The sequence below is a fragment of the Luteibacter aegosomatis genome, from assembly GCF_023078455.1.
In the GTDB taxonomy this organism is placed as follows: domain Bacteria; phylum Pseudomonadota; class Gammaproteobacteria; order Xanthomonadales; family Rhodanobacteraceae; genus Luteibacter; species Luteibacter aegosomatis.
Genome location: NZ_CP095740.1, coordinates 1880103 through 1906286 on the forward strand (window position 1 = coordinate 1880103; position 26184 = coordinate 1906286).

General features: G+C 65.2%; 26 protein-coding genes. 10 read left to right on the forward strand and 16 right to left on the reverse strand.

Annotated features, from left to right (window positions below; genetic code table 11):
• Window positions 1-17 precede the first annotated feature (17 nt).
• The gene (locus L2Y94_RS08710) at window positions 18-1796 is read right to left on the reverse strand and encodes a thiamine pyrophosphate-requiring protein (RefSeq protein ID WP_247374367.1); all 1779 of its coding nucleotides are present in this window, start codon (window positions 1794-1796) and stop codon (window positions 18-20) included.
• Between the two features lie 163 nt (window positions 1797-1959).
• Here L2Y94_RS08710 and bla point away from each other — a divergent pair, with 163 nt between their 5' ends.
• The 4 genes from bla (at window position 1960) to L2Y94_RS08730 (ending at window position 5992) form a co-directional block, all read left to right on the forward strand.
• Window positions 1960-2967, forward strand: coding sequence for a class A beta-lactamase (gene bla / locus L2Y94_RS08715; RefSeq protein WP_247374369.1), 1008 nt, complete (start codon window positions 1960-1962; stop codon window positions 2965-2967).
• A 124-nt stretch (window positions 2968-3091) separates the two neighbouring features.
• Window positions 3092-4630, forward strand: a complete 1539-nt coding sequence (locus L2Y94_RS08720) for a DHA2 family efflux MFS transporter permease subunit (RefSeq protein WP_247374370.1) — start codon at window positions 3092-3094, stop codon at window positions 4628-4630.
• Window positions 4631-4736: 106 nt separating this feature from the next.
• On the forward strand, window positions 4737-5411 hold the full coding sequence (gntA, locus tag L2Y94_RS08725; RefSeq protein ID WP_247374371.1) for a guanitoxin biosynthesis heme-dependent pre-guanitoxin N-hydroxylase GntA: 675 nt from the start codon (window positions 4737-4739) through the stop codon (window positions 5409-5411).
• Between the two features lie 65 nt (window positions 5412-5476).
• A complete protein-coding gene (locus tag L2Y94_RS08730; protein ID WP_247375181.1) occupies window positions 5477-5992 on the forward strand; it encodes a DUF1989 domain-containing protein in 516 nt (171 codons plus the stop codon).
• Between the two features lie 27 nt (window positions 5993-6019).
• On the opposite strand, the gene L2Y94_RS08735 is transcribed toward L2Y94_RS08730, so the two are convergent.
• The 4 genes from L2Y94_RS08735 to L2Y94_RS08750 all read right to left on the reverse strand — a co-directional run bounded on the left by L2Y94_RS08735 (window position 6020) and on the right by L2Y94_RS08750 (window position 10551).
• Window positions 6020-6562, reverse strand: a complete 543-nt coding sequence (locus tag L2Y94_RS08735; RefSeq protein ID WP_247374373.1) for a nuclear transport factor 2 family protein — start codon at window positions 6560-6562, stop codon at window positions 6020-6022.
• 136 nt (window positions 6563-6698) lie between these two features.
• Window positions 6699-8717, reverse strand: coding sequence for a GMC family oxidoreductase (locus L2Y94_RS08740; protein ID WP_247374374.1), 2019 nt, complete (start codon window positions 8715-8717; stop codon window positions 6699-6701).
• Between the two features lie 11 nt (window positions 8718-8728).
• Entirely contained in the window at window positions 8729-9223 is a 495-nt protein-coding gene (locus L2Y94_RS08745) for a hypothetical protein (RefSeq protein ID WP_247374376.1), read from the reverse strand.
• Between the two features lie 17 nt (window positions 9224-9240).
• A complete protein-coding gene (locus L2Y94_RS08750; protein WP_247374378.1) occupies window positions 9241-10551 on the reverse strand; it encodes a hypothetical protein in 1311 nt (436 codons plus the stop codon).
• Window positions 10552-11157: 606 nt separating this feature from the next.
• On the opposite strand from L2Y94_RS08750, the gene L2Y94_RS08755 reads away from it, so the two are divergent.
• Window positions 11158-11808, forward strand: coding sequence for a glutathione S-transferase family protein (locus tag L2Y94_RS08755; RefSeq protein WP_247374380.1), 651 nt, complete (start codon window positions 11158-11160; stop codon window positions 11806-11808).
• A gap of 44 nt (window positions 11809-11852) precedes the next feature.
• Here L2Y94_RS08755 and L2Y94_RS08760 read toward each other — a convergent pair whose 3' ends face one another.
• From L2Y94_RS08760 to L2Y94_RS08770, 3 genes are all read right to left on the reverse strand, one after another.
• Window positions 11853-12920: a hypothetical protein gene (locus L2Y94_RS08760; protein WP_247374381.1), complete on the reverse strand. Its 1068-nt coding sequence runs from the start codon at window positions 12918-12920 to the stop codon at window positions 11853-11855.
• A 223-nt stretch (window positions 12921-13143) separates the two neighbouring features.
• Window positions 13144-13848, reverse strand: coding sequence for an MOSC domain-containing protein (locus tag L2Y94_RS08765; protein ID WP_247374383.1), 705 nt, complete (start codon window positions 13846-13848; stop codon window positions 13144-13146).
• Window positions 13849-13966: 118 nt separating this feature from the next.
• On the reverse strand, window positions 13967-14566 hold the full coding sequence (locus L2Y94_RS08770) for an NADPH-dependent FMN reductase (RefSeq protein ID WP_247374385.1): 600 nt from the start codon (window positions 14564-14566) through the stop codon (window positions 13967-13969).
• A gap of 209 nt (window positions 14567-14775) precedes the next feature.
• On the opposite strand from L2Y94_RS08770, the gene L2Y94_RS08775 reads away from it, so the two are divergent.
• Window positions 14776-15639 carry a LysR family transcriptional regulator gene (locus L2Y94_RS08775; protein ID WP_247374388.1) on the forward strand — a complete coding sequence of 288 codons (864 nt, stop codon included), beginning with the start codon at window positions 14776-14778 and terminating at the stop codon, window positions 15637-15639.
• Between the two features lie 27 nt (window positions 15640-15666).
• On the opposite strand, the gene L2Y94_RS08780 is transcribed toward L2Y94_RS08775, so the two are convergent.
• The 7 genes from L2Y94_RS08780 to L2Y94_RS08810 all read right to left on the reverse strand — a co-directional run bounded on the left by L2Y94_RS08780 (window position 15667) and on the right by L2Y94_RS08810 (window position 21007).
• A complete protein-coding gene (locus L2Y94_RS08780; protein ID WP_247374391.1) occupies window positions 15667-15858 on the reverse strand; it encodes a hypothetical protein in 192 nt (63 codons plus the stop codon).
• A 188-nt stretch (window positions 15859-16046) separates the two neighbouring features.
• Window positions 16047-16892: a class I SAM-dependent methyltransferase gene (locus L2Y94_RS08785; protein WP_247374394.1), complete on the reverse strand. Its 846-nt coding sequence runs from the start codon at window positions 16890-16892 to the stop codon at window positions 16047-16049.
• A gap of 53 nt (window positions 16893-16945) precedes the next feature.
• A complete protein-coding gene (locus L2Y94_RS08790; RefSeq protein WP_247374396.1) occupies window positions 16946-17617 on the reverse strand; it encodes a class I SAM-dependent methyltransferase in 672 nt (223 codons plus the stop codon).
• Entirely contained in the window at window positions 17614-18549 is a 936-nt protein-coding gene (locus tag L2Y94_RS08795) for an NAD(P)/FAD-dependent oxidoreductase (RefSeq protein WP_425602446.1), read from the reverse strand. Before L2Y94_RS08795 ends, L2Y94_RS08790 begins: the two co-directional genes overlap by 4 nt.
• Window positions 18546-18989, reverse strand: coding sequence for an Rrf2 family transcriptional regulator (locus tag L2Y94_RS08800; RefSeq protein ID WP_247374398.1), 444 nt, complete (start codon window positions 18987-18989; stop codon window positions 18546-18548). The genes L2Y94_RS08795 and L2Y94_RS08800 overlap by 4 nt, the downstream gene beginning before the upstream one ends.
• Window positions 18990-19046: 57 nt before the next feature.
• Window positions 19047-19808, reverse strand: a complete 762-nt coding sequence (locus L2Y94_RS08805; protein ID WP_247374400.1) for an SDR family oxidoreductase — start codon at window positions 19806-19808, stop codon at window positions 19047-19049.
• Window positions 19805-21007 carry an MFS transporter gene (locus L2Y94_RS08810; RefSeq protein ID WP_247374401.1) on the reverse strand — a complete coding sequence of 401 codons (1203 nt, stop codon included), beginning with the start codon at window positions 21005-21007 and terminating at the stop codon, window positions 19805-19807. Before L2Y94_RS08810 ends, L2Y94_RS08805 begins: the two co-directional genes overlap by 4 nt.
• Before the next feature lie 96 nt (window positions 21008-21103).
• On the opposite strand from L2Y94_RS08810, the gene L2Y94_RS08815 reads away from it, so the two are divergent.
• The 3 genes from L2Y94_RS08815 (at window position 21104) to L2Y94_RS08825 (ending at window position 24822) form a co-directional block, all read left to right on the forward strand.
• Entirely contained in the window at window positions 21104-21988 is an 885-nt protein-coding gene (locus tag L2Y94_RS08815) for a LysR substrate-binding domain-containing protein (RefSeq protein WP_247374404.1), read from the forward strand.
• A gap of 115 nt (window positions 21989-22103) precedes the next feature.
• Window positions 22104-24059 carry a M61 family metallopeptidase gene (locus L2Y94_RS08820; RefSeq protein WP_247374407.1) on the forward strand — a complete coding sequence of 652 codons (1956 nt, stop codon included), beginning with the start codon at window positions 22104-22106 and terminating at the stop codon, window positions 24057-24059.
• A gap of 169 nt (window positions 24060-24228) precedes the next feature.
• A complete protein-coding gene (locus L2Y94_RS08825; RefSeq protein WP_247374409.1) occupies window positions 24229-24822 on the forward strand; it encodes a hypothetical protein in 594 nt (197 codons plus the stop codon).
• Window positions 24823-25118: 296 nt separating this feature from the next.
• Here the strand turns inward: L2Y94_RS08825 and L2Y94_RS08830 are convergent, their stop codons facing one another.
• Window positions 25119-25649: an Lrp/AsnC family transcriptional regulator gene (locus tag L2Y94_RS08830; RefSeq protein ID WP_247374412.1), complete on the reverse strand. Its 531-nt coding sequence runs from the start codon at window positions 25647-25649 to the stop codon at window positions 25119-25121.
• A gap of 65 nt (window positions 25650-25714) precedes the next feature.
• On the opposite strand from L2Y94_RS08830, the gene L2Y94_RS08835 reads away from it, so the two are divergent.
• The gene (locus tag L2Y94_RS08835) at window positions 25715-26131 is read left to right on the forward strand and encodes a DUF2000 family protein (RefSeq protein ID WP_247374414.1); all 417 of its coding nucleotides are present in this window, start codon (window positions 25715-25717) and stop codon (window positions 26129-26131) included.
• Window positions 26132-26184 lie beyond the last annotated feature (53 nt).

Consider the following 26184-nt stretch of genomic DNA (forward strand, 5'->3'; position numbering starts at 1 on the left):
CGGCGGTCCGCGATCCGTCAGGCCCCCAACCCCGAGCGAACCTCGCGCCACGCCTGCCGGATCATTCGCGCGGCGTCCGGGTCCTTCGTCAACGAACTCATGAACGCCTTCGCCTGTTCGAGGGTGATGTGCGGCGGTAGCGGAGGCACGTCCGGATCGGTCACGAATTCGATCACCACGGGTCCGGGCGTGGCGAACGCTTCACGCCAGGCGTCGAGGATGTCGTCCGGACGTTCGACACGGATGCCCTTGAAGCCGAGCAGGCGGGCGTATTCCGCATAGGGGAAATCCTCCACGTCCTGCGCCGGCGCGAACTTCGGATCGCCGGCGAGCGCGCGCTGCTCCCAGGTCACCTGGTTGAGGTCGCGATTGACCAGCACCATCACCACGAAGTTGGGATCGGCCCAGCGCTTGCAGTACTGCTTGACGGTCACGAGTTCGGCATTGCCGTTCATCTGCATCGCGCCGTCCCCGACGATGGCGAGCACGGGCCTGTCCGGATGGGCCATTTTCGCGGCGATGGCGTAGGGCACCGCGCTGCCCATCGTGGCGAGCTTGCCGGAGACCGACGCCATCATGCCTTCGCGAATCTTCATGTCGCGGGCGAACCAGTTCGTGTGCGAACCGCTATCTCCGGCGATGATGGTCCGGTCGGGAAGGGCGGACGACAGCTCCCAGAACACGCGCTGGGGATTGATCGGCGACGCCGGCTCCATCGCCTTCAACTCCAGCGACCGCCACCACTTGCGCACGTTCACCTCGATGCGCTCGCGCCAGTCGGTGTCGGTTTTCCGTTCGAGCAGGGGCAGGAGCCGGCGCAATACCTCGGCGCTGTCGCCGATGAGGTTGACCTCGGTGGGATAGCGTATCGACACGTTGCGTGGCGACAGGTCGATCTGCACGGCGCGCGCCTGGCCGTCTTCGGGCAGGAATTCGGAGTAAGGGAAGGTGGTTCCCACCATCAGCAACGTGTCGCAGTGGTCCATCATCGACCAGCTCGGCTTCGTGCCGAGCAGGCCGATGGACCCGGTGACATAAGGTAGCGCGTCGGGCAGCACCGCCTTGCCGAGCAAGGCCTTCGCGACACCGCATTGAAGTTTGTCGGCAACGGCGGCCACCTCGGCACCGGCCCCCAGCGCGCCCGCGCCGACCAGGATGGCCGGTCGCTTGCCCGCGTTGAGGATGTCGGCGGCGCGTCGCAATTCCTCGTCCGAGGGCGAAGGACGCACGATGGCGTCGCTGGCGCTGGAATACACGTTTCCGTGCGCGCGTGGCGGATGCGGCACGGCGGGCATCTGCTGGAGGTCGTTCGGCACGATGATGCAACACACCGCACGCTCCGCCTTGGCGATGCGGAACGCGCGGTTCACCACGTGGCGCATCTGCTCCGGCGCGACGACGGTCTCGACGTAGGCGCAGACGTCCTTGAACAGGGCCTGCAGGTCGACTTCCTGCTGGTAATCGCTGCCGAGGGACGTACGCGCCTGCTGGCCGACGATCGCCACGACCGGCACGTGGTCCATGCGCGCATCGTACAGGCCGTTCAACAGGTGGATCGCGCCGGGGCCGGAGGTGGCGAGACAGACGCCCACCTCACCGGTGAACTTCGCATGGCCCGCCGCCATGAAGGCGGCCATTTCCTCGTGCCGCACGCGAATGTAGTCGAACCGGTCCGAGGCGCGGCCCATCGCGCCCATGATGCCGTTGATGCCATCCCCGGGATAGCCATAGATGCGCTCGACGTGCCATTCGGTCAATTGGTCGAGAAGGAAGTCGCCGACTGTCTTGCTCATCATGGGGCTCCACGGCAAAGGTCAATCGCCATGGTGGCCGGTCGGGAATGTTGCACTCGTGAACGTTCGGCAAAAACGATGCGTACTCCGCTCGCACGGCGTCTTGCATATGGGGGGGCTGGCCCCTACGCGATAAGATGCGGTCACCGTATCGTGAAGGACGCCCATGATTGCACCCCTCCGGCCGTACGTGGCCACCGCCTTGATTGCCGTCATGCTGGGGACGACCCAGGCCATCGCTGCCGAGGCGCCCCGGCCTCGCTTGCAAGAGACGCTCGAACGCCTTGCCGACGAGGCGAAGCCCGGCGTGCTGGGTATCACGGTGATGGATCTGGATACGCATGCCCGCACGCGCGTCAATGCCGGCCGGGCGTACCCCATGATGAGCGTCTTCAAGCCCCCCGTCGCCGCGGCCGTGCTCGCGCAGGTGGATGCGGGGCATATCTCCCTGGACGAGGAAATCACGATCACGCGCGGCGAGGTGGTGGACGGTTCAGCCGTACCGTCCATTGGCGCCCGGTTCGTCGGCGACCGCATGCGTTTCACCGTTGAGCAACTGCTCGAAGCCGCCGTGGCCGATAGCGACAACACGGCCGTCGACGCCCTATTGAGGCGGCTCGGCGGTCCACGGAACGTGATGACCTACCTGCATGCGCACCATGTGGACGGCATGCGCATCGACCTGAGCGAAGGGGACGTCAGCAGGATCTTCGACGGCACGGCGAGCGGCGGGTCCATTCCCCGCGACGAGTCCGAAGCCGCCGAAAAGGCACGGCTCGAGCGAGGTTATGCTGCGTACCTGAAGGATCCACGCAACCGCACCACACCCGACGCGGCGGCGGTCTTCCTCGAAAAGCTCTGGGCGGGCGAACTGCTGTCCAGCGAGTCGACGAAGCGTCTTCTCGACCTCATGTATCGCCAGACCACGCCCAACCGCATGCGTGCGGGCCTTCCGTCCGACGTGCGATTTGCCGACAAGTGTGGCACCTCGTACTCGCTGGAGGGCGAAACGGCGGCTTACAACGACATCGGCATCGTCACCTGGCCCGATGGCCATACCGTCGTCGTGGCCGCCTTCCTCACCGCATCGAAGGCGGACAAGCCCGCCAGGGACGCGCTCTTCGCGAAGCTGGGCAAGGCCGTCGTGGACGCGGCGTCACCTGCCGGGAGATAGCATCGCGATCCGGTGCCCAAGGACGGGCGTTTGGGTGAGGTCATCATCTTAGGCGCGCGCGGGAACCCGCGGCGCGACTTACCAGGGCCATGCCCCCGCGGGCACGAAGGGCTAAGCTGCGTCCATGTCCCGAGCCCTGCCGCCCGCCTCCACAGACACGCCTGCCGTCGACTGCAGTGAGGCGGCCCGGCGCTGGACCCTCGTCGCCGCCATTCTCGGTTCCGGCATGGCCTTCGTCGACGGCACCATCGTCAACGTGGCGCTGCCGGCCATCCAGCACGCCATGCAGGCGACCACGGCGGGCGCGCAGTGGGTCATGGAGTCCTACGCGTTGCTGCTCTCCGCGTTGCTCCTGGTCGGCGGTGTGCTGGGCGACCGCTTCGGCCGGCGTCGCGTCTTCGCGCTGGGCGCCCTCGTGTTCACCGTATCGTCGCTCGGATGCGCGGCGGCGCCCGGCATCGGCTGGCTGGTAGTCGCGCGAGGGTTGCAGGGCCTCGGTGCCGCCTTGCTGGTACCGGGAAGCCTTTCGCTGATCACCTCGGCGTACCCGAAAGAGCGACGGGGCAGGGCTATCGGCACATGGTCGGCATTCAGCGGCGTCACTGCCGCAATAGGACCGGTGCTGGGCGGCTTTCTCGTCGAGCACCTGTCGTGGCACTGGGCCTTCCTCATCAACCTGCCGCTGGGGCTCGCGTTGATCGCCATCTGCCGTTGGCAGGTACCCGAGAGCCGCGGCGCCCGTGCCGGCGGTATCGACGTGGCGGGTGCCCTCCTGGCGACGCTCGGTTTGTCCGGCGTGGTGTACGCGCTCATCGAAGCGCCTCAGCAAGGCTGGCTGTCGCCGGGCGTGGGCATCGCCGCCGCCTTGGGCGTATCGGCATCGATCGCCTTCGCCGTCGTCGAGCGACGAATCGCGGCACCCATGCTCCCGCTGGGCCTCTTTCGCGACCGCACTTTCGCCGGCGCCAACCTGCTCACCTTGCTGCTCTACGCGGCGCTCGGCGGCAGCCTGTTCTTCGTGCCGCTCAACCTCATCCAGGTGCAGGGCTATGGTGCGACCGGGGCCGGCGCATCGCTTCTTCCCTTCATCGTGATCATGTTCGTGCTGTCGCGCTGGACGGGCCAACTCGTCGATCGGGTGGGTGCACGCTTGCCGCTTGTCGTCGGCCCGGCGATGGCCGCCGGCGGTTTTGCGTTGTACGCGGTGCCCGGGGTCGGCGGGTCGTATTGGACGACGTTCTTTCCGGCCGCCGCGGTGCTGGGGCTGGGCATGAGCATCACCATCGCGCCCCTGACCACCACGGTGATGAACGCCCTCGAGCCGGGCCTGGCGGGAACCGCGTCGGGCGTGAACAACGCCGTGTCGCGCGTGGCGGGACTCATCGCCATCGCGGCGTTCGGCGTCGTACTGACGCAGGGTTTCGATGCACGGTTGCAGGCAGGGCTGCACGGCTTGTCGCTTCCACATGAGGTGGTACAGAGTATCGTCGACCAGAAAGCCCGGTTGGCCGGCATCGAGCTGCCGCATGGGGCCGAAGTAGCCAGGGGGATCGTCGACCACGCGTTCGTGGCGGGATTCCGGCGGGTCATGCTGTTGTCGGCCGCGCTGGCGCTGCTGTCTTCGTTGGTCGCGGGCTTCATGATTCGCGACCCGCAACGGTAAGGCGAAGGAATACTTCAGTTACCGCTCACGGACGTCAACACGTCTTGAGGCCGCGTGGCACGCGTGTTCACGCTTGCACGGCCATGGTGTCCCAAAAGGAGACACCATGTATTCCGATTCCGAGAAAAAAGCACTCGACGAGTTCGAGGCCCATCTGTCCGGGCCGTCATTTCCATGCTTTGCGGGACAGACGGCACTTCAGCGCGACCTCGTGACCCACGTGTTCGCCGGGCCGATGGTTTGCCCCGCGGATGACGCAAAGGCTGCGAAGGCCATCGCCGCCTTCGCGGGACGCGACAAGGCCGAGCATACGTTCGCAAGCCTCGTGGTGCACTTCACCGATACCGCCGCCATGCCCGAGGAGAGTTTCGAGCGATTGTTGTTCGCCCGGCTGCAGGGTATTCACGACGCCGATGCACCGCATCATGCATGGGACCCGAAGGTCAGCGACGATCCGGAAGATCCGAGCTTCAGCATGAGCGTGGGCGGCAAGGCGTTCTATGTGGTGGGGCTGCATCCGGGCGCATCGCGGCCCGCCCGGCGTCTCGCCCATCCGGCGCTGGTCTTCAACTTGCACGAACAGTTCGAGTACCTCCGCTCGCAAGGACGATACGAACGCCTGAAAAGCGCTATCGTCGAGCGCGATATCGCGCTGAACGGCTCAGCCAACCCCATGCTCGCCGTGCATGGCTCCAGTTCGGAAGCGATCCAGTACAGTGGGCGTCACGTCGTCGGCGAGTGGCATTGCCCCTTCCGACCCCATCGGGAGAAGGCTGCATGAACCTGAAGACCATCCCACCGCGTAGCGGTGTCGCCTTCCGGTTGAAGGAAGGCCAACGATTGACGGTGATCGATCCGGAGGGTGAGCAGGTCAGCGACCTCGTCGCGTTTCATGCCCACGACTCCAAAGAATGGCTATCCAGCGGACGTTCGCTCGACTATGCGTCGAAGCTGTTCTTGACCACCGGTGACGTTCTGTACTCCAACCGCAGTTCCCCGATGCTCGTCATCGAACGCGACGACGTGGGGCGGCACGACTTCCTCCTGGCGCCGTGTTCGAAAGAAATGTTCGCGAAGCTTTACGGACATGCCGAGCCCCATCGGGGCTGCTTCGGCAACCTCGCGGAGGCGCTGGGCCCCTTTGGCATCGATCCAGACCACATCCCGACGGCATTCAACGTCTTCATGAACGTGCAGGTCGATGGACAAAGCGGCCGGTTGTCGGTGGAGCCACCTTTGAGCAAGCCGGGCGACAGCACCACGTTCGTGGCGCAGATGGATCTTGTGGTCGCGTTGACGGCCTGTTCCGCGGGCCTGTCGAACAACTTCCGTTTCAAGCCGATCCAATACCGCGTCGATTGAAGCGGTCACGGGCCCATCGACCGCCACTCAACGTCCTGGCGCCGCCGGAGGCGTCGAACCCGGGCGCGTCCCCGCGTCGTCGATGGCACGGTGTCCATAACTGAATATTCGCGTCGCGCGCCAGCCGTCGGGCGTTCGGTGCCAGACGATCATGAATTTCGCCTGGCCGAAGCACGTGTCGGATCGCAGATCGCAGAAATCCTGCTGGCCCTCTTCGATCGCACCGTACCCTTCGATGGGATAGACCTCCATCGTGCCGGGGATGAGCTTTCGGCGGTAATGTCCGCAGACGTTCTGGCGGGTCTTGTCGATGTAGTCCTTCCGGGTCCAGCTGACGCCGCCCTTGTCGTGGTAGAACTCGACGTCGGCATCCATGAAGCTGGCGTGCTTTTCCAGTTGCCCGGCGACGTCGCAACGGTTGAAGGCCCCGAAGAACTCGGTATCCAACGCCGTGACGGTGTGAAAGAGGTTGGCCGGGTCCTCTTTCGCTTTTTGGCCCGGCTGTTCGGCATGAACTCCCGCCGAGGCCAGGGCGAGCGTTGCGCAGGTCCGCAAGCAAAGGGCTTTCATGGCATTTCCTCGATGGAGGTCGTTGCTTGGCCGACGTTAGGGAATGCGGCGTCGCTTGCCATGAGTCATTGGTCATGTGTCGTTTCGACGTCGCCCCGGGGTCGACCCGGGGCGACCTTTTCCTCCTTCGGCTTGCTCAGGATGAGCTCGCCATGGCTTCGGCTTCCTCCTCACTGGATTGCTTGAGGTCCTGCAGGATGTTGTCCGCCGCCTGGAAGGCGAGCGCGGCGATGGTCAGCGTGGGATTGCCGGTGGCGACCGTCGGGAAGACGCCGCTGCCCACCATGTACAGGTTGGCGTGATCCCAGGATTGCTGCCTCGGGTTCAGCACGGAGTTGGTCTTCTCGTCGCCGATACGATACGTGCCGACGATGTGCCCCGCGCCGTAGAAGGTGAAGTTGTTTCCCTTGTACTGAAAGTTGGTCGCGGTGACTTCGTTCGGTGCGCCGTAGAGCACCGGGTCGGGCGGCGGGATGGTGTATTCGGTGGCTCCGATGGCGTTGAAGATCTCCGTCGAGACGGCCTTGGCGGAAACGAACGCCTCGCGCTCGTAATCGTTGCGTATGCGATACGTCACCAGGGGGCGGGGCAGTCCGAGATGGTCGGTTTCCGTCGGCGACAGCTGCACCCGGTTGTCCGGATCGGGAAGCTGCTCGATCAGGTAACCCAGGCGAATCTGCCGGATGTATACCCCGTTGAGCGTGTCGACCAGCTGCTGCCCGAAGAGCTGGCTGTTCGCCGGCAGCGACGGATTGAAGCGCAAGGGCTGCCCTTGCTGGTTGACCGAGTTGCCGTTGAGCTGGCTCGCGTTCTGGCCGAACACGAAATCCGCGAGCGTGGTGTACGGGTCGTTGGCCGCCCACTGCCAGCCCTCGTTGCCTATCTCGATGCGATACGCGGACCGGTTCTTGCGGAAGGCGCCATCGCGCAGCGACTCGTAGCCCGACGTGGACAGGGGGCCGCGGTAGGCGTAGACGGGGTCCTTGGCCAGACCCCAGGCCAGGTACATGATGTGGTCCATCAGGTTGCGCCCGACCTGGCCGCTGGAGTTGGCGACACCGTCGGGGAACTTCGCGTTCTTGTTGGACATCAGCAGGAGTCGTGGCGTTTCGATGGCGTGCGCCGCGAGCAGGTACTTCGTGCCGACCGCCGTACCGGTGCCCGATGGAGGGCCGAGGTGATCGTCGTAGGTGATGTAGTCGATGCCCGTGACCTCGCCGGTGGCGGCGTCGACCTGGATGTTGCTCGCCACCGTGCGGTAGAGGATGTCGACGTTGCCCGTCTGCAGCGCGTTGGCGAGCGTGACGGTCGCATCGTACTTGGCCTGGATCGGGCAGATGGGGATGCAGTTGGTGTTGCCCGCACACTGGCGGCGATCGCCCGGCAGGGAGTTTCGCCCTTGCGGGGTGGGCGAACTGTACACGGGGTTGCCGTCGACGGTCATGTCGGTGACCGTGGCGAACAGGTTGTCGACCAGCGACGCCACGATCGGCGGCATCGGGTAGTCGTAGTCGGGGCCGTACTTGCCTGAAGGCTCCACGTCGAACTGTGTGTAGATCTTGTCCATCGCGGCCTTGTCGCCCGAGACGCCGATCTCCTTGGTGGCCTTCTCGTAGTACGGCACCAGGGCCTGGTAGAACTGCTGGCCGCCGGGCCAGTCCACGCCGTGGCCATAAAGCGTCTTGAGTTCGAAATCGTGCCAGAAGTGCCTCAGGCTGGTGCCCAGCCAATGCCAGGTGGTGCCGCCGCCGATCCGCTCGTACGAACTGGCGAAGGCGAACACGACTTCCGGGCTGTCGCCCGTGAGGCCGGGGGCCTGGGGTGGATAGGTGAAATAGCACTGCGCGGGATTGCGCCAGGAGTTGATCTGCAGGACGGTGTAGCGCGGTACGTTCTCCAGGGCGGGATCGGGCAGGCCGAGCGGATTGTCCGGCGTGGATGCCTTGGGATCCTGCGTGGTGGGCGGATAGGGCGATTCCGGCGTCTTGGCGTTCGCTTTGAAGAAGGTCCGCATGTAGCCGCTGCGATCGACGGGAACTTCCTGGCCGGCTTCCAGGATCAGCACCTTCTTTCCCTGGCGGCCCAACTCGTAGGCGACGATGGAACCGGAGATGCCTGAACCGACGATCACGAGGTCGTAAGTCTGGGTAGTCATGGGTGATCTCCTCATTGGCCCGTGTAATCGCTGAGCGGAACCGGTGGCTTGTTCCAATAGCCGTAGCGGTAATTGGAATCGCCCATCGGATGGGATTGCATGACCTGCCAGACCAGGCTCGCCGTATATGCCTTCGCTGAAATCAGGTCGCTCACCGTGCTTGCCTGGGCAGTGGCCGACGCCGGAACGATGGTCGGCCACGCGCCCGCGTACCACATGAAGATCAGCTTGCGGCAGGCCAGCACGAAGGCCTCGCCGTTGGCCGGGTCGAGCATGGCTTCGCCGATCTGCTGCGGCGTGAGCGTCTGGGACTGAAGCATGGCGTACTTCTGGAAGATGTCGGCGACCAGCGACGGATCGCCGCTTTCTTTCGTGACGTTCGCCGTGAAGACCGGCAGGTATTCGGATTTGATGTCCACCGGATCCAGGTCGGGTGCAAGCACCTCCCGGCTGAACCCCGTCAGCACGACGCTGAGGCCGACGAAGTTGTCCATATCGTTGCTCATGGCATGTCTCCTCGAGACTACTGGGCGCGTTGAAGCAGGTAGGTGAAGTCGGAGAAATTCCCCGTCGTCGTCGTGGCGTTGTTGTGGCAGGCCATGCAACTGCTCGAGGTCTGCTTGACGTGGCCCTGGATGTACGATTCCAGCGTGGTGTTGGCGAGGAAGGACGGTGCCGGCACCCCGGTGGGGTCGGTCTTGCTCTTCGCGTTGGTCGGCCACTGCGTGCTGACCAGCTCGTAATTGAGCCAGACCGAATCGGCGGAGACCGCCGCCAGCGCCTGGTGATACGCGGCGTTGAGCTGCTGGGCATCGGGCGTGATGGCGATCACTCGCTCGATCTGCGTGGGCTGGGTATAGGCGGTGCCGGGGTTCCAGGGGCGCGGCGGCGGTTCGTTGACCTTGCAGGAGGTGCAGGTCGCATTGAAGAAGTTGTATGCCGGCAACGTCGGCTTCTGCCCCGCGGTAGGCGCGTTGTTCACGTGTTCGAACGTGGACCACACCCATTGGGGTTCACTCGCCGTCTTGTGGGCGATGTGGAATCCGACCAGGCCCACCTGGGTAAGCACGCACGAAGGCTTGACGCCGGGTTCCTCCGCCGGGTTGTCGTAGACCAGGGCGTAGGTGGTGTAGAACTTCGCGGGGTCGAACTTGCCGCCCATCTTCACCCACGACGTCTTGATCATGATGGAGCCGACCTGGTTGCTCTTCGTGTTGCTCGACGGGAAGTCGGCATTCGCGTCGAAGGCCTTCTGCCCACTCTTGGAATAGAGCTTGTTGGTGTCGATGTAGTCGAACATCTGCTCGTTGGTGAGGATGGCGAAGCGTGCGTACTGGCCGTTCTGGTCGATCAATGGCCCGGTCTTGAACGGCTCGCCGCTCTCGTCGAGCACGTTGGGAGTTTTTCCGACCTGGGTCAGGTGCATCGTCCCGGGCGGGAGATGCTTGGCATCGATGTTCTTGCAGACCGGGGGAAGCGGGCTTTCCTGCCCCCAGGGTGCGGGTGGGGCGCCGCCGGGAAGGAAAATGTCCCGGCTTTCCCGGTAGCTTTCCCATACCACCGGGCTATTGGTGGCCTGCCCGATGGTGACGCCCGTGTTGGGCGTGCCGTCGGCATTGGCCGGCCAATTGAGCGCGATGAACGACTGCCAGGAGAAGACGTCGAAGTCGTGTTGCAGCGAATCGAGCGTGGGAGGATTTTTGGTGGAGGTGACTTCCAGGGGAATCTGCGGCGTCAGCGTCGGCAGGGCGGTGGGCGTCGACGGTCGGTTGTCGGCGGCGACGAGTATCTGCGTCATCGAAAAAAGCGATACGCCCGCGATCAGGGGGAACATGCCATATTTGCGTTGCGTTGGAGAAAACGTGTATTTGACTTTCATCGCAATCGACCCTGTCCTTGAATGGTTGGCAAACCATGGCCGCCCCGTCGTCGGACGGAGCGTCACCACTCGTAGGCGAAGCGTGCGTGGCATGTCCTGCCCGATAAGCCAGCGGCGACACGGAACCCGCGACGTAGCGGGTACGCGATCGGCAGTGCACATTTCCCCTGTTGCGGCACGCGTCGATTCGCGTGCCGTGGGCGAGTGGATGGCAAGGTCCGTTAAAGGACGGTAAAGCAATGAGGCCTTTCATGGCGGACACGCCGGATCGGCGCCGTGCCCAACAAAAGAGGCCTTTTTTCATGGGGTTTTCGTCGCGATCGACGGCCCTCCGCCATCACGGGCGACAGGTACGTGATGGCCATTTTTCCGCAGGGCGTCACGTCCAAGCCGACATGCTTTGCCGTAAAAACGCTTCGGGATGGAGGAACGATCCACGAGCCCCGCCGAACACGACGTGGAGCGGGCCGTCGTGTCGGGCCATGTCGATTCCCGACCGGCTCGTTCGACGTACTGACGAGGGGATCCGCACGGCGCCCCAAGACCCAACGGAGATGCGCGATGACCATCACGATTACCGCTTTTGAACGTTCCCCCGACGGTGGAAAGGGACTGGCGCGGGATACGCGCGTTCGCTGGGCGCTCGAAGAGGCGGGGCAGCCTTATGAGGTGAGGCTGGTGTCCTTTGCCGACATGAAGAAGCCGGCGCATCTGGCACGTCACCCGTTCGGGCAGATTCCCACCTACGAGGAGGGCGACCTGACCCTTTTCGAGACGGGGTCGATCGTCTTCCACATCGCGCAGCGCCACGCGGGCCTGTTGCCGGAGGATGCCGCGGCGCGGGCGCGCGCGATCACGTGGATGTTCGCCGCGCTGAACACGGTGGAGCCGCCGATCCTCGAACTCGTCACCGTGAAGGTGTTCGAGGGCGACAAACCCTGGAGCCCCGAGCGCCTGCCGCTGGTGATGGATCGCATCCGCGCCCGGCTCACGCCGCTTTCCGCGCGGCTGGGAGAAGGCGAATGGCTGGACGGCGCGTTCAGCGTCGGCGACCTGCTGATGGTGTCGGTGTTGTTGAGGCTGAGGATGTCGGGTGTTCTGGACGAATACCCGAACCTGGCGCGTTATGTCGCCCGCGGTGAGGAGCGGCCGGCCTACCGTCGGGCCTTCGCCTCCCAGTTGGCGGTCAACGCGCCGGCGGGCGGCCCATGAAAAGCCCGGGAAGGAGAGTCCTTCCCGGGCCGGTCGTCGATCGATCAGTTGCTTTCGACGAAGCTGATGTGCGGCGTCGAACCGCCGGTGGCGGTGCAGGATCCCAGCGTGAGGTTGTTCTGTTCGTACGTCTGCCCGGCGTTGCCGAGGCAGCTCGGGGCGTTGGTGCTGCCGTCGTTGACGGCCAGGTTCACCGTCACGCTCGAGCCGCGGTTGAAGGACACCACCGGATTGTCGCTGCCGTTGCCGAAGATGTTGAACTCCGACAGCTTCCAGATCTTGTTGATGTTCAGCGTGGTGGCACTCTGGCTCACGCTGTGGGCGGTTCCGTTGACCGTGAAGGTCACCGTGTCCACCCCACCGGACGTGGCCGAGCCCGTGAGCTTGATCGTACCGATCTGGTTGACGGGCACCAGCGGCACGCTGACGGCGTTGCTGTTGCGGTAGCAGGCGTACTGCTGCGGATACGAGTACCAGCCGGATGGGCAGCCCACCGAGTTGTACTGCGACGCGCTGCCGGCGAAGAACCAGTCCTGGATGAAGGCCACCGGCGTGCGACCGTTGCTCGGGCTGCCGTCGCTGTCGGTGGAGTAGATGAACTGCTCCCAGGTCTGGCACGACGAATAGCCGAACTGGGTGCAGGTCGTCGGATTGCTTCCGATGTTGGTGTTGATCTGCAACGAGTAGTCGGCGGTGCCGGTCGTCACGCCGCTCACGGTCGGGAACGTGCCGACGGCCGAGCGGGTGAGGTTGCGGGTCTGCGCGGCGTAGTCGACGCCGTTACCGACCTGGAACACGCTGTCCGCGCTCACGGAACGAGCCGACGTGGTCAGGCCGTTGCCGTTCGTCGCGGGCGGTACCGAGACGAAGCTCGGTGGCGCTTCGCAGCGTTCGGCCTGCCATCCCGCACTCGGAAACGAGGCGGTGAAGCAGCCTTCGACGGAAGGCGCCTGCTGCTTGATCGTGTCTTCCCAGGACGTCAGCGCCTGGGCGCGCGCGGCCGCGGCGATGTCGAACGATTCCTGCGAAGCGACGACAGGCATCGCCGCCGCGGCGCCGATGCCTGCGATGGCGCAAGAAATTACGAGGTACTTCGTTCCGAACGTCTTCATGTATCTGCCCTTAGATGAAGGTTGAAATGAACGTACGTGTTCCCCCTGGCTCCCAAGGAAAAACGTTTATCATTTCATTTCAATAAGGTTTCACGACAGGTATCACAGTTCGCGCGGCTTGCCGATTCGGCGGCATGCTCGCGCCATGGTCGCGCAAACATCCTTGTCGATATCAAGTATCGACGGCGACGAGCTTCCCCTGATGATCTCTCGCCGTCCGGCGTCAGTCTTGCGCCGGAGCTTGCCCATGCAGTCGCTTGCTCCAGTCTTCGACGCTTTTCGATTCCAGGCGTCGCCGTGCGTGCCGACGCCAGCCTTCGGCGAGCGTCGGCAATTCGGACATCGCCAGGAGCGACGCGTAGTCGAGCCGGTCGACGTAGAAAATGCGCCAGATGCGTTCGATGGTCCATTCGGGCGTGACGCGGTCGATCCGTTCGAGTGCGTCGCCCGGACGTACATCGCCTTCTTCGAGTACGCGGTAGTACCACCCCGTGCGACCCGACTGCTGCAGCCGCAGCGCCATGTCCTTCGTATCGAAACGCAGGTTGAGCTTCCAGCAGGGCTGCCTTCCCTGGCTCACCTGCAGCACGGCGGTGCCGAGCCGGAAGATGTCGCCCACGGCGACGTTCGTTTCCACCAGACCGGTGGTGGAAAGGTTTTCGCCGAAAGCGCCGGCTTGGTCGAGCAGGGCGCGCGGAGGCAGTTCGTCGCGCCATGCCGCGTAGTGGTCGAAGGGATAGTGATGGATGGCCTTTTCCGGTCCCCCGTGCACCTTCAGATCGGCCTGCGCATCCGTCGCCAGCCCCGTCGGCGTAACGCGTACGGTTTCATGCACGGGACGCTTGTGCATGCCGCTCATGGCCCCACCGTCGCCGAGCGGTGCCACGGGGCCCGTCAGGACGTGGCCAATGGGGTAGGTGTCGTTCATCGTCGTATCCGGTCGCGGTAGCCTTCGGGTGCATTGTGCAGCGTTCGGGTGGCATGGGGTACGCCGCCGCGCCCGCGCAGCCGGATTCGTTCGTAACGGGGGCCGACCGCATGGGTGGTCAGGCCGTTTCCTTTCTCGCTGCCATGGTGGCCTTCGCCCACCACGCCAATTCGTCGAGCGCGACCGTGGCCGACGGCAGCAGGCTCTGTTCGATCGACTCGATGGGCTGGTTGCCCACCGCGGGGAAGATGGTGAAGAAATCGCTGCCGCCGATGTGGACGGCGGCATGGGTGGACACCATGTGCATCTCGATGCCGACCATGCGCAGGTGTTCGATGGCGCGCGCGGCGCCGACGCCACCGTAGCCGATGGCGGTGAACGGCTTGCGATTCCATTCCGCGTAGGCCTGGTCGAGTGCGTTTTTCAGCGCTCCCGTCATCGAGTGGTTGTATTCGGCGACGACGAAGATGAAGCCGTCGAAGCGGCCGATCGTCTCCTGCCAGCGAATGGCCTGCGGGCTCTGGCTCGGCACATAGGCGTTGGACGCGATCTCGTCGAAAAACGGAAGGTCGAACTCGCGCAGGTCGACCAGTTCGACATCCATGTCCTGGCGGGCCTGCGCCTGACGCAGCATCCATTGCGCCGGCACGTCCGCGAAGCGGGAGGCGCGGGTGGATCCGATGATGACGGCGATCCGGGGCTTGTTGGGGGTGGTCATGGCGGGCTCCTCGATGGTTGCGTCCGGCGGAAGGGACGGGATGGGAGAAAGATGCCCCGGGGAATGAGCTCTCACTAGCCATCGAATTTGCCACGCGGTGTCGCGGAACGAGGAACACCCTGCGCCTGATCTGGCAGAAAGATGGCTTTCTCGCGGCGGGTGAGTCACCCGGTTTGCTAAGGTGTACCTCTTTTCGGAACGGTGCGCCGATGGATATCGATGATCTGCGGGCCTTCGTCGAGGTAGCGAACGCCGGAGGCGTCAATTCGGCGGCGCGTCGGCTCGGGCTGGCGAAGTCGATCGTCAGCCGCCGTCTGCTGCGTCTGGAGGAGCAACTGGGGGTACAACTCCTTGCCCGGACCACGCGGGGCGCGGCCTTGACGGAAGCGGGCACGCGTTTCCTGGAGCACGCGGCGAACGTATGCACGATCCTCGACGGTGCGCGCGAGGAGATGTCGCCCGGCGGCCAGCTGCACGGATTGCTTCGCATCGCCGCTCCCGCGTCGTTCGCCGCCCAGCTCGCGCCGACGCTTGCCGAACTGGCGCGACGGCACGCGGCCTTGCAGGTCCATACGCGCTTCAACGATCGTTACGTCGATCTGGTGGCCGAAGGATTCGATTGCGGCGTGCGGGTGGGATACCTGCACGACTCCAGCCTCGTGGCGAGAAAGGTCGGCGAGGTACCGGTCCGGCTTTATGCAAGTCCCGCGTATGTCGCTGAACACGGCGAGCCGAACGGCCCGTGGGACGTGGCCAGGCACGCGGCCATCACGCCAGGTACGGATCCCTGGCATTTTCGCGAGGGGGAGACCACCTTCACCGTGCACCCCCAAGGCCGCTTCAAGGCGGACAGTGCATTCGCCCTCGCCGAAGCGGCGGCGGCAGGCATCGGAATCGCCGCGCTGGGCGACGTCGCCGCCGAACCCTACCTCGCGCGCGGCGCGCTGGTGCCCATCATGACGAACTACTCGCTTCCGCCGGTAGGCATCTTCGTCGTGCGTCCGCAGGGCCAACATCTGCCACGGAAGGTGAGGGTCTTCATCGATCTGATGGTCGAGCAGTTCGTGGGATGAACGCTCATGGCGGATGCGCCGCGGATGTCAGCGGGGGACGGACGCCTGCAGTGCCGCCGCCAGGCCCGCATCGCCGGAAAGCAGGTCTTTCCATGACAGCTCCAGCCCCTTGCGTTTGCCCTTTTCGACCAGTTTGAGTCCCTCGGGATCGATCGTCAGCGTATAGGACTGGCGGCTGACGATCAGTTCGCGTTTGAGCGGTTTGTCCAGCGGCGTCACGGTGCACCTCCCACGACCAGGGTGGACCGCTATCCTGCCGCCTGGCGCATGATCCCCAGGTCGACGGCGGCGGGATGCATCCCTGGTATGGCCACGTCCCGGCGAGGGAATCTCCCGTCGAGGTGGCCCGTCCGATCTGCCGCCATGTCGGCGCGTGCGCGAAAGGCACCCTGACCTCGCGATAGGGCTCAGGCTTCCGCGACGATGAGCCAGGCCGGCGCCCAGCTGTAGTCGTGCAGGTGGGTCGCCGACGCGATCCGATAGCCCGCCCGGGTGATCTCGTCTTGCCAGGCGGCGATGGGTTGCTCGAAATTCGACGGGGTGGTCGCCTGCAACTGCCCCAGCAACATGGGCGCGAGGAAGCCGCCGGCCACGAGCGGCGCCTGTTCGCGGTACTCCCGTGCCGCCTGCTCGTAGCGGCGGGCGAGCGAGGCATGGCGATCACGGGCATCGTCGAAGACCGGTACGTCGAATTCCACGACGACGAGACGCGTGACGTGCGAGCGTAGCCGCTTCAGGGCTTCGAGCCGCTCGACCGATGGTATGGATTGCAACGAGAACGTCGCTTGCGCCATGTCCCATGGCTGTCCGGACGCCAGGCGGGACGCGAATGCCTGGAAGGTCTGTTGCCTTGCCGTCCCGGCGGAAAGCTGTGGCCGCAGGCGGGCAAGCAGTTCGGCGGAGGGTTCCACCACGTCGACGGTATGCGGCCTGCGCGATGTCGCGTTCAGCGCGGGTAGCAGGGCCATGCCGTCGCCGGCGCCGATGTCGAGCAGGCGGCGTGGCGCGAAACGTTCATAAAGACGTGCCAGCGCCGTGCTGACCGACTCATAGAGCGGCGGATTGCCTCCCGCGCGGATGAAGATCTCGAACGCGTGCGGTGTATCGTACGCCCGTCGTTCGTCGTCTCCCGCCAGATGGTCGAGGATGGCCGCGGCCATCACCGAACCCTCCCGGGCGGCCATTTCCAGTGGGGGAATCGCATTTTCGCCATCGGCGAGCCGATCGAGGGCGCAGGCCAGATTGTTGTTCATGGGAGGATGATAGGCATACGTCGATGGAAGTCGGCCGACGGTGAGCGAACGGCTTATCGCCTGTATGCCACCCAGCCCTTGAAGGTAAACGCGCAGTAGAACATGTCCACGTCGGCAAACCCTGCTTCCTGGATCAGTTCGATATCCTGCTGAGGCGAAAGCACGGGTAGCCGTTCCCTGAGCGTGAGGATGTTTCCGGCTTGCGCCGGGGACATGCCGGACGCGACCGAAAAAGCGGCGTTGCGCTTCAGCCACGTATCCTGCCCAGGGCCGCTATCGGAAAAACTGTGGTGGACGATGACCAGCGGGGCGCCCGGCTTGAGCCGCGCATGCAGTTGCTTGAGGGTATCGAGGCGTTGGGTGCGAGGAAGAAAATGCAACGTCAGAAGACTGGTCGCGCCATCGAACGGCCCGGACGGCGCCGTGTCGACGTATCCCTCGTGCCAGCGTACGGCGGAAGCGAGCGGTCCGAGCGTCGTGCGGGCCAGATCGAGCATGTCGGCCGAAGGATCCACGCCGTCGAAGCGCCAACCGGGCTGCATCTCTGCAAATGCCTTCAACTCGAGTCCTCCGCCGGCGCCGAGTACCAGGATGCGCGCATCATCGGGTGCGTACTCGGCCAACAGCGCGCCGGCCATCTTCGGCAGGTCGCTCAGGCCGGGCACCATCCGCGCGGCGTTGCGGGCATACGTCGATACGGCGGTCCGGTCGGAAAACACGTTCATGGGGAGGCGATGTCCTCTCGCACGGCCTCGGCGATCCTCGATTCGAACAGCGAGCGGTGGATCTGGGCACCGGCCCAGGCACCGTGGGCCACGGCGAGCGATACCGAATGGGGAAAGCGTGCCACGTCGCCGCACGCGAAGACACCGGGTACGGAGGTCTTGTGTTCCGCATCGATGCGAATCTGCCGGCCCATGCCCATGGGCATGTCTTCAAGTGCACAACCCGCGGCCTCGGCGAGTGAACCGGAAGGCGTGCAACGCGCAGCGACGAAGAGACCCGCAAAGCGCAAAAGCCGACCGTCGACCGTTCGCACGTCGGCATGTCCCTCGAGCGTCGTGATCGGCGCGTCCTCGATCGTCACGCCCGCGTGTTCCAGCGTCGATCGATCCTCCGCGCCCAGCGACAAGGCCTGGTTCACCAGCAGCGTGACCTCGCCCCATTCGGTGAGGAAATGCGCCTGGTGCAGCGACACCGGGCCGGTGGCGATCACGCCGAGACGGCTCCTGCCGAGCTCGTAGCCATGGCAATACGGGCAATGAAACACCGACTTGCCCCATCGTTCGGCAAGCCCGGCAACGGGTGGCAATTGATCGATCACGCCCGTGGCCAGCAGGACACGGCGCCCTTGGCGCATGCCGCCTCCCGCCAGGGTGACGGTGAAATCGCCCGGCGTTCCGTCGATGGCTTCGACGCGCCCGTCGATCCAGGACAGGGTCGGATACGCCTCGAGCTGGCGTCGTGCCGTGGCAGCGATGTCGGCGGCATCCGCGCCGTCCCGGCTGAGGAAACCGTGCGAATGCCTCGCGAAACGGTTGCGTCTTTCGCCCGCGTCGATCACCAGCACGGATTTATGGGACCGCACGAGTTGCAGGGCGGCCGCCATGCCCGAGTAGCTCCCACCGATGACGATGACGTCGTGATGCATGCTCATGTCCTCTTGCGCCGTGATGCCGCGTGACGGCGCGCGAAGTCGGCAGCCAGGTCGGCGAGGGTGATTTCCGAGAATCGCTGGAGCAGGAGGGCTTCCGCTTCGGCCAGCGTGCCTTCGAGAGCGGCATTCACCGCCTGCTCGACCAGGCAGTCGGGCGCTTCGTCGTGGTGGCCGATGGCGAACATGGCCGGTTCACCGAGGGCTTCGTGCAACTGTCGTAGCGTGACGGCGTCGAGGTCGGCCTGGATGCGCCACCCGCCCGCATGCCCTCGTCCGGACGTGACGATGCCCGCATCGCGCAGGTATCCCATGGTGCGACGGACGACCACGGGATGGGTGCCCATGCATTCGGCCAGGGCCTCCGAGGTGACGGGGCCGTCCTGTTCGGTCATGTGCAACAGCGCATGCAGGACGGACGACAGGCGGCTATCTCTCTTCATGTAACTTACGATGTTACAAGATGGGGGATCTGTCAACCGAGACCGGCCCTCGAGGTCCTATTTGCCGCCGGTGGCGTCGAGGAACGTACCCGTGACGAACGATGCCTCGTCGCCTGCCAGCCAAAGGATGGCTCGCGCCACTTCCTCCGGCTGGCCGCCGCGCCCCATGGGAATGGTGGCCTTGACGCGGTCGACCCTGTCCGGCTCGCCGCCGCTCGCGTGCATCTCGGTGTAGATGTGACCGGGTCGAACGGCGTTGACGCGGATGCCTTCTTTCGCGACCTCCTTGGCGAGACCCGTGGTGAACGTCTCCAGCGCACCCTTGGATGCCGCGTAATCGACGTACTCGAAGGGACTTCCCAACCGCGCCGCCGCGGATGAAACGTTCACGATGGCGCCTCCCTTGCCGCCATGGCGGAAGGACATCCGTTTGACCGCCTCCTGCGCGCAAAGCATGCTGCCGATGGCGTTGACCGCGAAGATGTCCCGGATGCGATCGGGTGCGAGATCCTCGAAGCGCGATTGCAGTCCCAGGACGGATGCGTTGTTGACGAGCACGTCGATGGGTCCCAGTTCCCGATCCAGCGTGGCGAACAGTCGCGTGACGTCGGCCGCGTCGGCGTTGTCGGCCTGCACGGCGATGCCGCGCCGGCCACATGCCTCGACGTCGGCGATCACCTCACGCGCTGCCGCTTCGCGCTCGACGTAGCTGATGGCGACGTCATATCCGCGGGCGGCGGCCAGTCTCGCCGTCGCCGCTCCGATACCTCGGCTTCCGCCGGTAACGAGCATGACGGGTGCCGGATGGGCGGTATTCATTCGGGAATCCTCGCTTGGGAAAGGGGGCGCCGCAACATCGCGACGAGAGGCAGGATGACCAGGGCCGTCGCCGCCGCCGCGAGCATCGCCGCGGTCTTGCCCATGTGGTCGGCCAGCGCGCCGAACGCGACGGGCGCGAGGCCTCCCGAGCCGATCACCGCCGTGTAAAAGATCGCGAAGGCACGTGCCGTGTCGCGTCGTGTCAGTGTCGGGACGGCCGCGTAAAGAACCGACGACGTTCCGTTGAGCGCGATGCCCAGCAACGGAAGGAGGCAGAGCGTGACGGATAACGGCAGGAGCAACACCGCCACGATCAGGATCGCGGTGGCCGCTTCGGTCGCCGCGACGCAACCGATCGCGCCGAAACGCGTGCCGAGCCAGCTGCAGGTGACCTTGCCGAGCGCGCCACCGATGAACAGCAGCGCCAGGGCGATGCCGACGGTCGCCGAGGCGCCGCCCTTTTCCCTGACGAGGAACGGGAGGAAAAGCAGGAAGCCCATGCGAACGGCCGTATCGAGTGCGCCGATGAGCGTGAGCAAGGCGAAGCCGTCGCGGCCGCCAGCCCTCGATGAGTGCGTCGCCATGCCTTGCGCGTATCGTCGTCGCGGCGTCAGCGCGGCTACCGCGATGCAAACCACCGCGCCCAGCGCCACCAGCAGCCACATCACGTCATGCCAGGCGATGATCGGCAGCAGGAGGGCGATCAGCGCGGGGAGGATCGCCTTGCCGAGGTCGCCGGAAAAATTGTAGATGCCCAGGGGCCCCTGGGCGGCGGAGCCGTATGCGTCGTCGACCAAGGCCGACGCGCGGGGATGCTGGATGCTCGAGCCCATGCCCGCGATCACCAGCCCCACGCAAAGTCCCGCGAGCCCGAGCGGCAGCGCCACCACGGCGAGGCCGCTCGCGGCGAGCACGATGGAAGACACCAGCGCGAAGCGGTGCGACCGGCGACGCAAAACGAGATTGGCGGGTACTTGGAGCGCACCCATCGTCCCGTAGTAAAGCGCACGAACCAGGGCCAGCGCCGCGTAGGACAACCCGAACTGGGCCTGCCAGACGGGCAGGAACGCGTACAGGCCGTCCGTATAGCCGTCATGGATGGCGTGGGCCAGGCAGGCGCCGACGAGGCTGCGGGTGGGCGGGCTGGCGGCGTCAGGGCGCGCCGCCGTATCGGAGGCGAGGGCGGTTGTGATGACCATGGCGGCATGGTAGATACGTGCTTTCTATTCAACAAGATGGCCTGAAATCACGCATTACGTGATTTTTACTCACGCATGGATCAAGCACTTCCTCCCTTGAACGCGCTTCGGGTCTTCGAAGTGGCGGCCCGCACCGGCAGCTATGCCGACGCCGCCGCGGAACTGGGCATCACCCACGGTGCCGTAAGCCGGCATGTCGCGGCGTTGGAGCGGTGGTTGGGGCAGCGGCTCTTCGCGAAGGACGGTCGTCGCATGGTCGCCACGCCGATGGCGAAGGTGTTCGCGGCCGAAGTGGCCCATTCGTTCGAGCGCGTGGCGCGTGCAGCGGCGGCGTGCGGCCGACCGGGCACGCGACGCCTCTTGCGCGTGAGTGCTCCCACCACGTTCGCCATGCGCTGGTTGATTCCCCGCCTTGATCGGTTCCATGCGCGATATCCCGACATGGAGGTGGTCGTGACGACGGTATCCACGGTGCAGGAAGACCTGCGCGGCGGTGTCGACATCGCGATCCGTCGCGCGAACCATCGGGCGCATGCGTGGCCGGAACACGATATCGTGCCGGTACTCGACGATGGCGACACGCTCATCATGAGCCCCGGCCTTTTCGCACGGAGCCCCGTGCTCACCCTGGCCGACGTGGCGAATCATCCCTGGCTGGCCAGTGAGACGCGCGCCGGGGATTGGGCCGACTGGCTGGCGGTCGCTGGCCTTCCTCCGCGTCCCGACCATTCCAGGCGCGTTTTCGATCATTTCTTCGTCACCCAGCGCGCGGTCGAGGATGGGCTGGGCCTGGGCATCGGGCCGCTGCCGTTGCTGTCGATCGACGTGGCCGCGGGCCGGTTGATCACCCCGTTGCCCGACATCCGCGTATCGCGGCCCGGCTACGTGGCGGTGGTACCTCGCCATCTCGGCGGCAGCGCGGGAGCCGGCGCGTTCGTCGAGTGGTTGGCAGTAGAAGGTCAGTCGCCCCATCAGGCCTGACCTTGCGGGATGCCACGACGCGCGAATGTCGCGACGAGGTGGGTCAGAGGCACATTACGGTTCCGCGGGCGCGACGGCATACTCCGGCCTTTCCAACGAAAGGGGCGGCTACCCGATGCGACGTTCTTACCTTGCCGCGGTCGCGATGATCGTCGGCTGCGGCATGATGGATCACGCTTCGGCGGACGAATGCGTCAGGTTCCCCGACGCGGATGCCGCGCGGCCTGCGCGAGCATCGGAAGCGGGCGCCCGTTCTTACCCCGGTCATCTCGATCTGGTCGTCGACGCGCGCGACACCGACCACGCGCTTTTCCGGATCAGCGAAACCATTCCGGTCGAACGCCCTGGCCCGATGACCCTGCTTTACCCGGAATGGGAGTTGTCGAGTCACAGCCGGACGGTGTCGGCGGCTAACCTGGCGGGTCTCGGCATCGACGTGGACGGTGTGCCGTTGGCATGGCGCCGCGATCCCCAGGACCCGCATGCGTTTCACCTCGACGTACCGACCGGCGCGCGAACGGTGCACGTCGCGTTCCAGTACCTGACCCGGCTCGAAGACGGCATCGTTTCCGACGACCGCATTCGCGTGGCGTGGCAGCACCTGGTGCTGTATCCCTCCGGATGGCCCGTACGCTGCGTGCCGGTCGACGCCACGTTGTTCTGGCCGAAGGGCCTGGCCAGCGCGACGGCGCTCCCCCTGGCCGAACGAACCGACGGACGGGCCCGCTTCGGGCGAGTCGCGCTAGGCACACTCCTGGATACGCCGGTCATGCTCGCCAGGCATCTGCGCACCATCGTCCTCCCGTACGGACACGACGGCACCACGGTGCGTTTCGACCTCATCGCTGCCGACGAAGCGGGCCTGGCCGTGCCGGACGACGAGTCGTCCGGTCTCAGGCGCATGCTGGCCGAGACCTATGCGGTGTTCGGGCGCGCACCGTATCGAAGCTTCGATGCCTTGATCGCACTCGACGACGACCTTGCGCCGGGTGGGCTCCAGCACGTGTCTTCCACCGAGGTCAACCTGCCGGCCGCCTATTTCACCCAGCCCGATCGGCAGCTCAACAACAGGGACCTCATCGCGCACGAGCATGTCCATGCATGGAACGGGCGCTTTCGCGTTCCGGCCGATGCGGATGCGGCGACGCCCAACATGCCACTGCAAAACAGCCTGCTATGGGTTTACGAAGGACAGACCGAATTCTGGGGGCGCGTGCTCGCCGCCCGAAGCGGCATGCGCACGATGGCGCAGACCCGGGACAAACTGGCGATGGATGCGGCATCGGTGCAACTGGCGGTCGGTCGTCGATGGAAGGATCTCGAGGACACCACCAACGACCCCCTTTATCTGTCGGGACGCGCGTTGGTCTGGCCGGAATGGCAGCGGCGCAAGGATTACTACGGCGAAGGCGTGCTCCTGTGGCTCACCGTGCATGCCCGCCTGCAAGACCTGAGCCACGGCACGACGGGAATCGACCAGTTCGCACGGACGTTCTTCGACGTGGCCTCGGCGACGCGCACGCCTTCGCCTTACACCTTCGACGACCTATGCGCCACGCTGGCGCGATGGGGCCAACTCGACTGGAAGGTTTACCTCGAAGGACTATTGCACGCGAAGGACGCACGCGTCCTGGACGGACTCGACCGTCTCGGTTGGACACTGGCTTTCGCGGACCGCCCGACGGACACCTTCGCGCAGGACGAAGCCGAATCGGGGGCCACGGATCTCAGGTACTCCGTCGGCCTGTCGGTCGACGACAGAGGGCGGCTGCGCACCGTCGTCTGGGACGGACCCGGCTTCAAGGCGGGCCTGGCTCCGGGAGAACGCGTCGTACGCGTGGGCACGTCGTCCTTCTCGACCGACGCGCTGCTCCACGCGGTCGCGGCATCCTCCGACACGCCCGTCGCGCTGACCGTCGAGCGAACCGGAAAACGACGGGAGGTGACGCTCGATTACCATGGCGGCGCGAGGTATCCCGTGCTTCGTCGAATAGACGGCCGACCGGACCGCCTCTCGACGCTGTTGGCACCGCGTAGCGGAGACCGGGCCGGTTCGGAGGGCGCACGGTAGCAATCGTCGGTCCAGCCGATTCGATGACGTATCTCCACGAGTCACGACCTATACCTCATGCCATCGAAGACGTTGTCCTCAGCCACCAGAGGGTGATGTCGTCCTGTCGGACGGGCCAGGCGATCGCCGGAGCGGTGCAAGCGAGGCATCTAGGTCGGGCGGGGACCTCATGGCAAGACCCGATAAAAACATCCTCGTCATGGACCGGCAGGAAAGTCCCGAGCGAGGCGAGATGAATGGCATGCCAAGCGGGCACGCTCAGGAGGAATTGATGGAACAGGCAATCGAACTCGCGGGCTTCTTCGCCGCCCATGCGGTGTGGTGCGTATCGGAGGGCGAGGCACTCGTGCCGATGCTGGCGCATCTCGATCGTAGCGGCGTCCGTTCAATGTCCCGCCTTGTCGCGAATCGACTGGAGGAAGGGGTCGAGGAGGGTAAGCGACAACTCGAGGCCGATGCCTATGACCGAGCCTGCGCGGTACTGGTGTACGACGGTTACATCACCCTCGAGTCCGGGAAGACCGACGCGTTGTTCATCGACATCCGGGCGTATGGTGCGCCGGGTTCATCGGCGACCATGGTCGTACCTTATCGCCACCGGCAGTCAACCAGGGGCTTTGCCGTTCACCGACCCAAGCTCCTCGAATATGCCGGTATGGACAGCCCAGACTATCAAACATGGGCCGATGCTTTTTTCCGGGGCGTCGACTCACACCAGCAAGGCGCTGCCATCTGGAACGAGGCTTCGGATCCCTCGCTTTGAGAAAGTGTGATTTCGAGGGCGCCGCCACCCTATGAAACAGAGCAACTATGGGAGGCATGCCGACCATTCCGATGGACGCGATCCGCATTGCGGAAGAGCCGAGCATGGCCAAACCAAGGCCCGTGACTGTCGCCAATGCGCACGAGGTGGTTGCGAGCCCGGTTTGACCATCCCCATTCGTCCCCCGAATCGCCGGACGGCGATCGCCGGCGCAGCGTCGAGGCTACCGCAGTCGCACGACGATGGGCCGCCGCGCGAAACCCGCGATTGCCATCCGCCTGCGGTGCGGGGACGGGTTACGGATCGGTACCTCCCGTCGCCAACGGATCTTCCGCGCCCGGCCCTCGTTCGAGGTAGGTGGACAGCGCGATGTAGCTGCGCGTGCCCTTGAATCCTTCCATGGCGTGGATACGTTCGAGCAGGTGCTCCAGGCCGCGCGTGTCGGCCGTGCGCACCTTCAGCAGCATGGCGCTTTCGCCCGTGACCGTATGGATCTCTTCGACTTCGGGGAATGCCTTGAGGGCCAGCAGCTGACGGGTGACGGCCCAGCTGGTGGTATCGACATGGACGAACGCCAGCAGCGGCCTGCCGATGCTGGGTCCATCGAGTACGGCCACCGTTCCCTTGATCACCCCGTCGCGCCGCAGGCGCTTCACCCGTTCGTGCAGGGCAGGGGCGGACAAGTGCAAGCGCTCGGCGAGTGCGGCATAGCTGAGCGACGCGTCTTCGGCCAGCGCGCCTAATAATTTTCGGTCGATGGCATCGAGTCGTGCCGCCGGGCTGCCCTTCGGCAAAATATCTTTCGAATCCCTTGGCATTTTGCTCATCGCCTCTTTCAATGAATGGCATTCGGGACTCTACTGCATGTTCCTAATGTAGCGCGGAGCGTGAGATGACGGCGTTCGATACGAGGGTGGCCATCCTGATCCGGAACGACCTGTTGACGTGGCAAAAGCTCAACGTGGCGGCCTTCCTTGCCACCGGCATCGCCGGCGCGTCGCCTGAAGCGATGGGCACCGACGTCTACCGCGACGCGGCCGGTCGCGAATACGCCCGTCTTCTCGCGCAGCCGATGCTGATTTTCTCCGCCGATGCCGCGCAGCTCGACCACGCCCACCGGGTGGCCATGGAACGCGACATGACGCGCGCCGTGTATGTCGAAGCCATGTTCGAAACGCTGGACGACGACGCCAACCGTGCCGTGTTCCTGGCCGAGGACGCCAATGCGCCGCGATGGGTCGGCATCGGTCTGCGCGGGTCGCGCAAGGCCATCGAGAAGGCCACCAAGGGGCTGCGTCTGCACGAGTGACGGCGAGCCGCTACGGCTTGTTTGGACAACCGCTGGAAGCCGAGCGGAGTGTC